The 12,339-nt window shown below is 66.0% G+C and carries 12 protein-coding genes; 7 read left to right on the forward strand and 5 right to left on the reverse strand.

Going from position 1 to position 12,339, the window contains the following annotated elements; genetic code table 11:
* Positions 1–4: 4 nt before the first annotated feature.
* Complete coding sequence (locus GJV37_RS20000; RefSeq protein ID WP_024763737.1) at positions 5–313, reverse strand: cupin domain-containing protein; 309 nt, start codon at positions 311–313, stop codon at positions 5–7.
* Positions 314–1,660 carry an omega-aminotransferase AptA gene (gene aptA / locus GJV37_RS20005; RefSeq protein WP_024763736.1) on the reverse strand — a complete coding sequence of 449 codons (1,347 nt, stop codon included), beginning with the start codon at positions 1,658–1,660 and terminating at the stop codon, positions 314–316.
* Between the two features lie 137 nt (positions 1,661–1,797).
* On the opposite strand from aptA, the gene GJV37_RS20010 reads away from it, so the two are divergent.
* The 5 genes from GJV37_RS20010 to argE all read left to right on the forward strand — a co-directional run bounded on the left by GJV37_RS20010 (position 1,798) and on the right by argE (position 7,044).
* On the forward strand, positions 1,798–2,718 hold the full coding sequence (locus GJV37_RS20010) for a LysR family transcriptional regulator (protein ID WP_024763735.1): 921 nt from the start codon (positions 1,798–1,800) through the stop codon (positions 2,716–2,718).
* A 411-nt stretch (positions 2,719–3,129) separates the two neighbouring features.
* On the forward strand, positions 3,130–4,461 hold the full coding sequence (locus GJV37_RS20015) for a flavin-containing monooxygenase (RefSeq protein ID WP_037015589.1): 1,332 nt from the start codon (positions 3,130–3,132) through the stop codon (positions 4,459–4,461).
* Positions 4,462–4,464: 3 nt separating this feature from the next.
* Positions 4,465–4,875, forward strand: a complete 411-nt coding sequence (locus GJV37_RS20020) for a RidA family protein (protein WP_015474916.1) — start codon at positions 4,465–4,467, stop codon at positions 4,873–4,875.
* A 124-nt stretch (positions 4,876–4,999) separates the two neighbouring features.
* Positions 5,000–5,674: a DUF1028 domain-containing protein gene (locus GJV37_RS20025; RefSeq protein WP_169889243.1), complete on the forward strand. Its 675-nt coding sequence runs from the start codon at positions 5,000–5,002 to the stop codon at positions 5,672–5,674.
* A gap of 218 nt (positions 5,675–5,892) precedes the next feature.
* A complete protein-coding gene (gene argE / locus GJV37_RS20030) occupies positions 5,893–7,044 on the forward strand; it encodes an acetylornithine deacetylase (protein ID WP_170858104.1) in 1,152 nt (383 codons plus the stop codon).
* Between the two features lie 79 nt (positions 7,045–7,123).
* On the opposite strand, the gene GJV37_RS20035 is transcribed toward argE, so the two are convergent.
* The 3 genes from GJV37_RS20035 to GJV37_RS20045 form a co-directional block, all read right to left on the reverse strand.
* Positions 7,124–7,768, reverse strand: a complete 645-nt coding sequence (locus GJV37_RS20035; protein ID WP_170858105.1) for an HAD family hydrolase — start codon at positions 7,766–7,768, stop codon at positions 7,124–7,126.
* Between the two features lie 85 nt (positions 7,769–7,853).
* On the reverse strand, positions 7,854–8,993 hold the full coding sequence (locus GJV37_RS20040) for a hypothetical protein (protein WP_084358447.1): 1,140 nt from the start codon (positions 8,991–8,993) through the stop codon (positions 7,854–7,856).
* Positions 8,994–9,188: 195 nt separating this feature from the next.
* Positions 9,189–9,731, reverse strand: a complete 543-nt coding sequence (locus tag GJV37_RS20045) for a gamma carbonic anhydrase family protein (protein ID WP_170858106.1) — start codon at positions 9,729–9,731, stop codon at positions 9,189–9,191.
* Between the two features lie 76 nt (positions 9,732–9,807).
* Between GJV37_RS20045 and prlC the strand changes: the two genes are divergently transcribed.
* Positions 9,808–11,853 carry an oligopeptidase A gene (gene prlC / locus GJV37_RS20050; protein ID WP_170858107.1) on the forward strand — a complete coding sequence of 682 codons (2,046 nt, stop codon included), beginning with the start codon at positions 9,808–9,810 and terminating at the stop codon, positions 11,851–11,853.
* Positions 11,853–12,122 (forward strand): YheV family putative zinc ribbon protein, encoded by a 270-nt coding sequence (locus GJV37_RS20055; RefSeq protein WP_024763727.1) that lies wholly within the window; start codon positions 11,853–11,855, stop codon positions 12,120–12,122. The genes prlC and GJV37_RS20055 overlap by 1 nt, the downstream gene beginning before the upstream one ends.
* The last annotated feature ends 217 nt before the right edge of the window (positions 12,123–12,339 follow it).

Raw genomic sequence — 12,339 nt, forward strand, 5'->3', positions numbered from 1 at the left:
GCGCTCAGTGGGCGTGCGGCTGACCGTCCTTGAGCTCGATCTCGATGAAGGCCACTTCGTGATCGCACGGGTTGATCACGTTGTGCTCCGTACCGATCTGGCGGGTGTAGCTCTGGCCCAGGACCAGCGGCGCGCGCCGCTCGCCCTCGGGGGTTTCCAGCAGCAGCTCGCCGTTGGTCACCGGGACCACGACGTACTCCATGCCGTGACGGTGCCAGCCGGTCTCGGCACCGGGAGCGAAACGCCACTCGGTGACCAGGACCTTGTCGTTGTCGATCTGTACCGTCGGGACGGCCTTCGGACGCTCGCTCACTTACGCTACACCATTGAGGGCGTCGCCGACGGCGCTGAACAGGCGGTCCAGGTCCTCGGGCTTGGCGTTGAAGGTCGGGCCGAACTGCAGGGTGTCGCCGCCAAAGCGCACGTAGAAGCCTTCTTTCCACAGCTTCATGCTGGCTTCGAACGGACGCACGATGGCGTCGCCGTCACGGGCGCCGATCTGGATGGCGCCGGCCAGGCCGCAGTTGCGGATGTCGACGACGTTCTTCGCGCCTTTCAGGCCGTGCAGGGCCTTCTCGAAGTGCGGAGCCAGTTCCAGGGACTGCTGGATCAGGTTTTCTTTTTCCAGCAGGTCCAGCGCGGCGAGACCGGCGGCACAGGCGACCGGGTGCGCGGAGTAGGTGTAGCCATGGCCGAACTCGACGGCATACTCCGGCAGGTTCTGGCCCATGAAGGTGTCGTAGATTTCGCTGCTGGCAATCACCGCGCCCATGGGGATGGCGCCGTTGGTGACCTGCTTGGCGACGTTCATGATGTCCGGCTTCACGCCGAAGAACTCGGCGCCGGTGGCCTTGCCCATGCGGCCGAAGGCGGTGATCACTTCGTCGAAGATCAGCAGGATGTTGTGCTGGTCGCAGATTTCGCGCAGGCGTTGCAGGTAGCCCTTCGGCGGCACCAGCACGCCAGCGGAACCGGACATCGGCTCGACGATGACGGCGGCGATGTTGGAGGCGTCATGCAGCTCGATCAGCTTGAGCAGTTCGTTGGCCAGCTCGACGCCGCCCGTCTCGGCCATGCCCTTGGTGAAGGCCAGGCCCGGCTGCAGGGTGTGCGGCAGGTGGTCGACGTCCATCAGCTGGCCGAACATCTTGCGGTTGCCGCCGATGCCGCCCAGGGCGGTGCCGGCGACGTTCACACCGTGGTAGCCACGGGCGCGGCCGATCAGCTTGGTCTTCTGCGCCTGGCCTTTCAGGCGCCAGTAGGCGCGGGCCATCTTGATCGAGGTGTCGGCGCACTCGGAGCCCGAGCCGGTGAAGAACACGTGGTCGAGGCCGGCCGGGGTCAGCTGGGTGATCTTCTCGGCCAGCTTGAAGGACAGCGGGTGGCCGTACTGGAAGGCCGGGGAGTAGTCGAGGGTGGTCAGCTGCTTGGCCACCGCGTCGGCGATTTCCTTGCGCGAGTGACCGGCGCCGCAGGTCCACAGGCCCGACAGGCTGTCGTAGATCTTGCGGCCCTTGTCGTCCACCAGCCAGCTGCCTTCCGCGGCGACGATGATGCGCGGGTCTTTGTGGAAGTTGCGGTTGGCGCTGAAGGGCATCCAGTGGGCCTTCAGGTTCAGTTCGCTGGCCACCGACGGGGTGACGTTCACTTGCTGGTTCATGCAGCTTGTCCTCGAAGACAGTCTTGTTGGGCGCGCAGGCCGCGGCGGGCCTGGCGCGATGACAGTAGATTGGGCCTGACTTAACGTGAGTTAAAGCTTATTCTTCTTACGTTCAGTTTCGGATTGGTAAAACTAAAATGGCGAAACAACGGGCGCCTTCCCTGGGCCAGGTCAGCGATTTCGAGATCCGCCTGCTGCGCATCTTCAAAACCATAGTCGAGTGCGGCAGCTTCTCGGCCGCCGAGAGCACGCTGGGCATCAGCCGCTCGGCGATCAGCCTGCACATGGGCGACCTGGAAAAGCGCCTGGGCATGCGCCTGTGCCAGCGCGGCCGGGCAGGTTTCGCACTGACCGACGAGGGCCGCGAGGTCTACCGCGCCACGCAATCGCTGTTGGCGGCGCTGGAGGGCTTCCGCGCCGAGGTCAACGAGCTGCACCAGCACCTGCGCGGCGAGCTGAACATCGGCATCATCAACAACCTGGTGACCCTGCCGCAGATGCGCATCACCCATGCCCTGCGCGCGCTGAAGGCCAGCGGGCCGGGGGTGCGGATCAATATCGGCATGACCACGCCCAACGAGATCGAGCTGGGAGTTCTCGACGGGCGGTTGCATGTCGGCGTGGTGCCGCTCATCAGCCCGCTGTCGGGGCTGGAATACTCCTCTTTATACGAGGAGCGTTCGCTGCTGTTCTGCAGCCAGGAGCACCCGCTGTTCGAGCGCGACGATGCGGGCATCACCGTGCAGGAAATCCACGCCTGCGACGCGGTGGCGCCAAGTTACCGCATCCCGGCCGAGGCGCAGGAGCGCCACCAGGAACTCTCCGGCAGCGCCACGGCCTCGGACCGCGAGGGCATGGCCTTCCTGATCCTCACCGGCAGCTACATTGGCTACCTGCCCGACCACTACGCCGCCGACTGGGTCGCCCAGGGCCGCCTGCGCGCGCTGCGGCCGGAGCGCTTCCACTACGACATCCCGCTGACCGTGGTGACCCGCAAGGGCCGCCGGCCGAACCTGGTGCTGGAGCGGTTTCTCGAGGCGGTGGCGCAGAGCCGCTGAGCCTGACACTTTCAGGGGCACGGCAGGCCTGCGGCCCCTCACCCTAACCCTCTCCCGGAGGGAGAGGGGACTGATCGGCGCAGGATGAATCCACGGTGTCCGCCGGCACGATCGGCTCCCTCTCCCTCTGGGAGAGGGCTGGGGTGAGGGTGTTTTTGACTTGATCGGAACAGGCAGGGCACGCACAAGGCACCTCCTGCCTATCCAATTTGTCGCCCCAGCCACCAAAAATCCTATACCCCCTCCCCTGTAGCCCGCGGGCCGCGGGGTTTGCGTGGGTGCAGCTTTTCCCTAGCCTGCGACTACAAAAAACATAATTTCGCTATTCCCAGCCTCTGAACAGAATGCGGCCAACACCTCCTCCCTAGCCGCAACAAGAACAAACGTGATCAGAGTCTGAGGAAGCAAGCCATGACCGACCTGAATCCAGGCGCCTTCGGCAAGAAGTCGCTTGATAACCTGGAAATCGACACGCTGGTCGTTGGCGCCGGACAAGCCGGCGTGGCCATGAGCGAGCACCTGACCCAACAGGGCGTGCCGCACATCGTGCTGGAAAAGAGCCGCATCGCCGAAGCCTGGCGCACCGGACGCTGGGACTCGCTGGTCGCCAACGGCCCGGCCTGGCACGACCGCTTCCCGAACATGGAATTCCCGGTCGGCCCGGACGACTTCCCGCACAAGGAGCAGGTGGCGGATTACTTCGTCGCCTACGCCAAGCAGTTCAACGCGCCGATCCGCACCGGCGTGGAAGTGAAGAAGGTCACCCGCAACGAAGGCCGCCCGGGCTTCACCGTGGAAACCTCCGAAGGCACGATCCAGGCCCTGCGCGTCGTCTCCGCCACCGGCCCGTTCCAGCGCCCGGTGATCCCGGCCATCGCGCCGAAGGACGAAGGCCTGTACCAGATCCACTCGGCCAAGTACTACAACCCGCAGCAGCTGCCCGAAGGCGCCGTGCTGGTGATCGGCGCCGGCTCCTCCGGCGTGCAGATCGCCGACGAGCTGAACCGCGCCGGCAAGAAGGTCTTCCTGTCGGTGGGCGCCCATGACCGCCCGCCGCGCTCCTACCGCAACCGCGACTTCGTCTGGTGGCTGGGCGTGCTCGGCCTGTGGGACGCCGAGGAAGTGCAGCCGGGCCGCGAGCACGTGACCATCGCCGTGAGCGGTGCCCGTGGTGGCGAGACCATCGACTTCCGTCGCCTGGCCAACGAGGGCATCACCCTCACCGGCCTGACCAAGGCCTTTGCCGACGGCAAGGTGACCTTCCAGGACGACCTGGTGGCGAATCTGAAAGCCGGCGACGACAACTACCTCGGCCTGCTGGACGCCGCCGACGCCTACATCGAGCGCAACGGCCTGGACCTGCCGCTGGAGCCGGAGGCCCGCAAGGTCTACGCGGACGCCGAGTGCATTCGCCATCCGATCCAGGAGCTGAACCTCGCCGACGCCGGTATCACCGCGATCATCTGGGCCACCGGCTACGCCGTGGACTTCAACTGGCTGCAGGTCGACGCCTTCGACGACAAGGGCAAGCCCAAGCACCAGCGCGGCGTCTCCCGCGAGCCGGGCGTGTACTTCGTCGGCCTGCCGTGGCTGTCCCGTCGCGGCTCCACCTTCATCTGGGGCGTCTGGCACGACGCCAAGCATGTGGCCGGCCACATCGCCACCCAGCGCCGTTACGTCGAATATCAGGACGCCTCGCAGCGCGAAGGCTCCTCCGTTCAGAAAGCCGCATCCTGGGAGTAAGAGATGCCTACCCATACTCGCATCCGCATGTTCAACACCAAGGACACCTACCCGAACCAGACCCTGGACAACGACCTCTGCCAGGCCGTGCGTGCCGGCAACACCGTGTACGTGCGCGGTCAGGTCGGTACCGACTTCGAGGGCAACCTGGTAGGGCTGGGTGACCCGCGCGCCCAGGCCGAACAGGCGATGAAGAACGTCAAGCAACTGCTGGAAGAAGCCGGCAGCGACCTGTCGCACATCGTCAAGACCACCACCTACCTGATCGACCCGCGCTACCGCGAGCCGGTGTACCAGGAAGTCGGCAAGTGGCTGAAGGGCGTGTTCCCGATCTCCACCGGCCTGGTGGTGTCCGCCCTCGGTCAGCCGCAGTGGCTGATGGAAATCGACGTGATCGCGGTCATTCCGGACTGAAAGCGACTGCGCTAGGCCAGTCAAGGCGGGGCCGTCGCTCGTAACGCTTTCAAGCGTGCAGGCGATGCGGATTTTCCGCATCGCCCTTTGTCGTTTCAGCTAGTAGAACAAGCAAGGAGCCACCATGACCTTCTCCATCGTCGGCCGCTGCGCCGAAACCGGACAATTGGGTATCGCCATCAGCTCCTCGAGCATTGCCGTGGGCGCCCGCTGCCCCTGGGTACGCGCCGGCGTCGGCGCGGTGGCCACGCAGAACATCACCCTGCCGGCCCTCGGCCCGCAGATCCTCGACCAGCTCGAAGCCGGCCTCGAACCCGGCGCGGCGCTGGACAAGGCGCTCTCCAGCAACGGCTATAGCCAGTACCGCCAGGTGACGGTGATCGACCAGCACGGCAAGGTCGCGCTGTTCACCGGCAGCGAAGCGTTGGGCGTGTACAACGCCGTAGCGGGTGAGAACTGCGTGGCGGCCGGCAATCTGCTGTCGTCCACCGAGGTGATCGAGGCCATGACCCAGGCCTTCGAAAGTGCCAACGGTTGCCTGGCCGAGCGCCTGCTGGCCGCGATGCAGGCGGCGATGGCCGCCGGTGGCGAAGCCGGCCCGGTGCATTCGGCGGCGCTCAAGGTCGTGGGCGATCTGGTCTGGCCCATCGTCGACCTGCGCGTGGACTGGGCGGACGAAGCACCCATCGATGAGCTGGAGAAACTCTGGGTGGCCTACAAGCCGCAGCTGGAGGACTACCTCGTGCGCGCCCTCGATCCGACCAAGGCGCCGAGCTACGGTGTGCCGGGCGACGAGTGACGCAATGCCGGCATCTACAAGACAATGGCCCCTCACCCTAGCCCTCTCCCGCAAGCGGGAGAGGGGACCGTTGGGTGCAGGATGGAACCATTGCGTCAGCCGGCACGATCAGCTCCCTCTCCCTCCGGGAGAGGGCTGGGGTGAGGGCACGCATTGGCACCGCTGTCTCAGCAAAAGACAGTGGCTCCTAGAAAAGAGCGTTCATGCAGGACCCGACCATGCCTTCCAGCCGTGAAATCCTCGCCGACCTGATCGCCTTCGACACCGTCAGCCGCCACTCCAACCTGGCGCTGATCCACTACATCCGCGACTACCTCGCAGGCTTCGGTATCGCCTGCGAGCTGTTCCACGATGCCGAAGGTGGCAAGGCCAATCTCTACGCCACGCTGGGTCCACAAGACCGCGGCGGCGTGTGCCTGTCCGGCCACACCGACGTGGTGCCGACCGATGGCCAGCCGTGGACGGTCCCGCCGTTCGAACTGACCGAGCGCGATGGCCGTCTTTACGGACGTGGCACGGCGGACATGAAGGGCTATATCGCGTGCGTACTGGCGGCGGTGCCGGCGTTCCTCGCCCAACCGCTGCGCCTGCCGGTGCACCTGGCCTTCTCCTACGACGAGGAAGTCGGCTGCCTGGGCGTGCGCTCGCTGCTCGCCGCGCTGGAACACCGCGAGCACAAGCCGATGCTGTGCATCATCGGCGAGCCCACCGAACTCAAGCCGGTGCTCGGCCACAAGGGCAAGCTCGCCATGCGCTGCCAGGTACACGGCGCGCCCTGCCACTCGGCCTATGCGCCGCAGGGCGTGAATGCCATCGAATACGCGGCGAAGCTGATCGGCCGCCTCGGCGAGATCGGCACCCGCCTGGCCGCACCGGAGCGTCACGATCCGCGCTTCGATCCACCCTATTCCACCGTGCAGACCGGCGTGATCAGCGGCGGCCGCGCGCTGAACATCGTGCCCGCCGAATGCCAGTTCGATTTCGAGGTACGCGCGCTGCCCAGCGACGATCCGCAACAGGTTGCCGATGACCTGCGCGCCTTCGCCGAGGCCGAGCTGCTGCCGAAGATGCGCGCGGTGAAGGCCGGGACGGATATCCGCTTCAGCGAAATTTCTGCCTATCCGGCGCTGGTCACCGACCAGCAGGCCCAGGCCGCCGAACTGATCGCGCTGCTCAGCGGCTCGCGTGATTTCACCACCGTGGCCTACGGCACCGAGGGCGGGCTGTTCCACCAGGCCGGCATTCCCACCGTGGTCTGCGGGCCAGGCAGCATGGACCAGGGCCACAAGCCGGACGAGTTCGTCAGCCTGGAGCAGTTGGCCAGATGCGATGACATGATGGCGCGGCTGGCGGAGTGGTTGCGCGGCTGAGCCCGCAGGGTTGTCAGTGCGGAGAATCGTCGTATAACCGTGATCGGCCATACGGCCCACCGATGCGGTTCGCGCTGCGTCAGGCAAACGCCCCGCGCAACTCGTCCATGCTCGCGAAGTAATGCGCCGGATTTTCCGCCATCAGCTCTTCACGGCTGCCGAAGCCATAGCCGACACCGGCAGCGGCCAGGCCATTGCGGTGCGCGCCGATCAGGTCGTGCTTGCGGTCGCCGATCATCAGGGTCTGCGCCAGGTTCAGCTTCTCGATAGCCAGCAGATGCTCGATCAGCTCCACCTTGTTGGTCCGTGTGCCGTCCAGCTCGCTGCCGTAGATCACTTTGAAGTGTTTGGCGAAGTCGAAGTGGCGGGCGATTTCCGCCGCGAACACGGTCGGCTTGCTGGTGCAGATGTATAGCGCACGGCCCTGGCCAGCGAGCAGTTGCAGGAGCTCGCCGACGCCGTCGAACACCTTGTTCTCGTACAGCCCGGTGTCCTTGAAGCGCACGCGGTAGTGGTTCACCGCCTCCCAGGCACGCGCCTCGTCGAAGTCGTAGGTGCTCATGAAGCACTGCAGCAGCGGCGGGCCGATGAAATGTTCGAGCTGGCGCAGGTCCGGCTCATCGATGCCCAGTTGGGCGAGCGCGTACTGGATCGAGCGGGTGATGCCCTCGCGCGGGTCGGTGAGGGTGCCGTCGAGGTCGAAGAGGATGTTCTGGTAATGCATGGGATCAGCGTCCGGCCGCGAAAGTCGGGCGGGAAGGATACTGTGCATGGCCGCCTGCGCGAAGCGCGGAGCGCCGAACGACACCTCAGGGCGCCGCGCCCTGGCCCTGCCTGAGCACCCGGAAGCCACCGCTGACGCTCACTGGCTCGGCCTCCCCGGCACCATAGGTCTGCACGCTTGAGTCATCGTCTGGCTCGTCCTCGGGTTGTGCCAGGCGGCCGGTCAGGCTGGCCTGGACGCGGGCGCCCAGGTGATCGACGCCGGACATCACCCCGCCCTCCGGATCACGCATCAGCGCCAGCCACTGTTCGTCGAAGGCAGCGTTGATCTCCTTGCGCAGCTGGGTCTCCACCTCGGGCCGTTCCTTGTCGTTGCCGGCCATGCTGAACAGGGTGAAGGCCACCGAGATGACCGACCCGGCGACCTTGCCCGCTGCGCCAGCCACCACGCCGGCGATGCTGCGGTTCTTCAGTTCATTGACCAGCTTGGCGCTGGTGCGCTGCGCCACCGGCGAGACGCCGCTGACCTTGGTGCCGGCGCCGGCCTTGCCGGAGGCGCTGCGAATCTCCTGCATCAGTGCGGCGAAGGCGGGCAGCTTGCCGATGTCCTTGGCGTTCACCACGTCATACAGCGAGGCATCGCGACTGGAGGGCGGGCCGAGGCTGATGGCCGGAACGCCCATCAGGTGTTCATCGAAGGCCTTCTGCGGGATGCCGCGGCGCTGGGGAATTTCCTTCACCGCCACACTGAGCAGTTCGATGTAATGCCGCGTGGCCTTCTCCATTACCGAGTCGGGATCGACCTGTTTCGCCACTGGGACGAGCACCTGCTTGCGGTACTGCTCCTGCAGGTAGGCGGCGAGTTTGTCGACGGTGGGGTCGAGGTCGCCGTGGGAGCCCATCTTGTACCAGGCGACCTTCATGCCCAGCCATTGCTGGGTCCAGTAGCTGGAGAACCAGGGGATGAATTTCTCGTCGGTGCGCTGGTAAACCAGGTCCATCCATTGCTGCATCGCTTCTTCGGCGTAGGCACGGGCCTGGGAAGTGGCGGCCAGGGAGGCGGCACCGATGTCGGCATCGACCTGGCGCCAGGTGGCTTCGGTGAGCGGAGCGGTGGGTGTGGCGGGGTGATGGGCACAGCCGCCCAGCGCCAGCAGAAGCAGCGCAACGACACCGCCACGCCGCCAGGGCGAAACGGTGGAGCAGAAGGAACACAGACTGTTCATGGCCGCCCGCCGGCTCGGCGGCATCCCCGGCGCCGCCCGCTACTGACTTCGGCCGGGCACGCCCTGGCGTCCGGTCACCTTGGCTCAGTATAGGGCGCGAGGTCTCGCGCGGCGGCCCGTCTGGCGGTTTGGCCGGGGCTTGCTCGCGAACCGCCCAACCGAATGAGCACGATCAGAACATGGGCGCAGGTGCGATCATCCGGCAAACCCCTCGGCAATATGCTGATCCTTCAGCTTCACGTAGTTGCCGGCGGTATAGCTGAAGAACGCGCGCTCCTTGTCCGTCAGCGGGCGGGCCTTCTTCACCGGGCTGCCGACATAGAGGAAGCCGCTCTCCAGCACCTTGCCCGGCGGCACCAGGCTGCCGGCGCCGAGGATCACCTCGTCCTCGATCACCGCACCGTCCATCACGATGGACCCCATGCCCACCAGGATGCGGCTGCCGATGGTGCAGCCATGCAGCAGCACCTTGTGCCCGATGGTCACTTCGTCGCCGATGGTCAGCGGGAAGCCGTCCGGGTTGAACGGGCCGGCGTGGGTGATGTGCAGCACGCTGCCATCCTGCACGCTGGTGCGCGCGCCGATGCGGATGCGGTGCATGTCGCCGCGGATCACCCCCAGCGGCCAGACCGAGCTGTCGGCGCCGATCTCCACGTCACCGATGACCACGGCGCTGGCGTCGACGAAGACGCGCTCGCCGAGAGATGGCGTTTTGCCCTGATACGAACGAATAGTCACGATAGAGTCTCTCTGGCTGCGAATAGGCCCGATTGTATTTAAGATGGCCGAGTGTTTCTTCAGCCAAGGTGCCACCGTGAGCGCGAATCCTCTTCTGCAGAGCTACGACCTGCCGCCCTTCTCGTCCATTCGCCCCGAACACGTGAAGCCGGCCATCGAGCAGATCCTCGCCGACAACCGCGCGGCCATCGCGCGCATCCTCGCCCAGCAGAACGGCACCCCGACCTGGGCCGGCCTGGTGCTGGCCATGGACGAACTGCATGACCGCCTGGGCAAGGCCTGGAGCCCGGTCAGCCACCTCAACGCGGTGTGCAACAGCGCCGAGTTGCGCGACGCCTATGAAGGCTGCCTGCCGCTGTTGTCCGCCTACTGGACCGAACTGGGCCAGAACTCCGAGCTGTTCAAGGCCTACGAGGCTCTCGCCAGCAGCCCCGAGTCGAAGGGTTACGACGTCGCCCAGAAGACCATCCTCGAACACGCCCTGCGCGACTTCCGTCTGTCGGGTATCGACCTGCCGGCCGACCAGCAGCAGCGCTACGCCGAGATCCAGACGCGCCTGTCCGAGCTGGGCAGCCGCTTCTCCAACCAGCTGCTGGACGCCACCCAGGCCTGGACCAAGCACGTCACCGACGAAGCCGCCCTTGCCGGCCTGACCGACTCGGCCAAGGCGCAGATGCAGGCCGCCGCGCAGGCCAAGGAACTCGACGGCTGGCTGATCAGCCTGGAATTCCCCAGCTACTACGCCGTCATGACCTACGCCGAAGACCGCGCCCTGCGCGAAGAGGTCTACGCCGCGTACTGCACCCGCGCCTCCGATCAGGGCCCGAATGCCGGGCAGAACGACAACGGCCCGGTGATGGAGGAAATCCTCGACCTGCGCCAGGAGCTGTCGCACCTGCTGGGCTTCAAGAACTTCGCCGAGCTGTCGCTGGCCACCAAGATGGCCGAGACGCCCGAGCAGGTGCTGAACTTCCTCCGCGACCTGGCCGTGCGCAGCAAGCCCTTCGCCGCCCAGGACCTGGAGCAGCTCAAGGCCTACGCCGCCGAGCAGGGTTGCGCGAACCTGTCGAGCTGGGACGCCAGCTACTTCGGCGAGAAGCTGCGCGAGGCGCGCTACAGCGTGTCCCAGGAAGCCCTGCGCGAATACTTCCCGATCGACAAGGTGCTTGGCGGCCTGTTCGCCATCGTGCAGAAGCTCTACGGCATCCAGATTCGCGAACTGAACGACTTCGAGCGCTGGCACCCGGACGTGCGCCTGTTCGAGATCGAGGAAAACGGCCAGCACGTCGGCCGCTTCTACTTCGACCTCTACGCCCGCGCCAACAAGCGTGGCGGCGCCTGGATGGACGGCGCCCGCGACCGTCGCCGCACCGCCGGTGGCGACCTGCAGGCGCCGGTGGCCTACCTGGTGTGCAACTTCACCCCCGCGGTCGGCGGCAAGCCGGCGCTGCTGACCCACGATGAAGTCACCACCCTGTTCCACGAGTTCGGCCATGGCCTGCACCACCTGCTGACCCGCGTCGAGCATGCCGGTGCTTCCGGCATCAACGGCGTGGCCTGGGACGCAGTGGAGCTGCCCAGCCAGTTCATGGAGAACTGGTGCTGGGAGCCCGAAGGCCTGGCGCTGATCTCCGGCCACTACGAGACCGGAGCGCCGCTGCCGCAGGACCTGCTGGAGAAGATGCTCGCCGCGAAGAACTTCCAGTCCGGCCTGATGATGGTCCGCCAGCTGGAGTTCTCCCTGTTCGACTTCGAGCTGCACGCCACCCATGGCGACGGCCGCAGCGTGCTCGAAGTGATCGAGGCGATCCGCGCTGAAGTCGCGGTGATGCGCCCGCCGGCGTACAACCGTTTCGCCAACAGCTTCGCGCACATCTTCGCTGGCGGTTACGCGGCCGGTTACTACAGCTACAAGTGGGCCGAAGTGCTGTCCGCCGACGCCTTCTCGCGCTTCGAGGAAGAAGGCGTGCTCAACCCGGCGACCGGCGCGGCCTTCCGCGACGCGATCCTGGCCAAGGGCGGCTCCCAGGAGCCGATGGCGCTGTTCGTCGCTTTCCGCGGCCGCGAACCGTCCATCGACGCCCTGCTGCGCCACTCGGGCCTCTCCGAGGAGGCGGCGTGATGAGCGAGGTGAAGAAACGCTTCATCGCCGGGGCCGTCTGCCCGGCGTGCAGCGAGCAGGACAAGATCGTCATGTGGGATGTCGACGGGGTGCCGCACCGCGAATGCGTGGCCTGTGGCTACGCCGATACCCTCAACGCCCAGGGCCAGTCGGTGCCGAAAGAGCTGTCCACCCGCGTCAACACCAGCGCGCTGGAAAAGCCCAAGGACCCGAAGGTGCAGGGGGTTCAGTTCTTCCCTAATCCGAAGCTGAAGAAGCCGCAGGAGTAAGCGGTCGACTGAGTCATGGAAAATGCCCCGGCCTGCCGGGGCATTTCTTTTTCAGCACCGCCAAAACACAAGGCTTCAGCACCGACATCAAGGAATGTTGCAACGGCCTCGTCATAGCATGGAAGCCAATCCCACTCTGACTGACGGTCCATGATCGCCACGGCCGGCTAGTCTGTAGAGCATCGCCGCAAGGAGTCCTACCGATGCCGCAACCGAC

It is taken from the genome of Pseudomonas nitroreducens (assembly GCF_010994165.1).
Lineage (GTDB): Bacteria > Pseudomonadota > Gammaproteobacteria > Pseudomonadales > Pseudomonadaceae > Pseudomonas > Pseudomonas nitroreducens.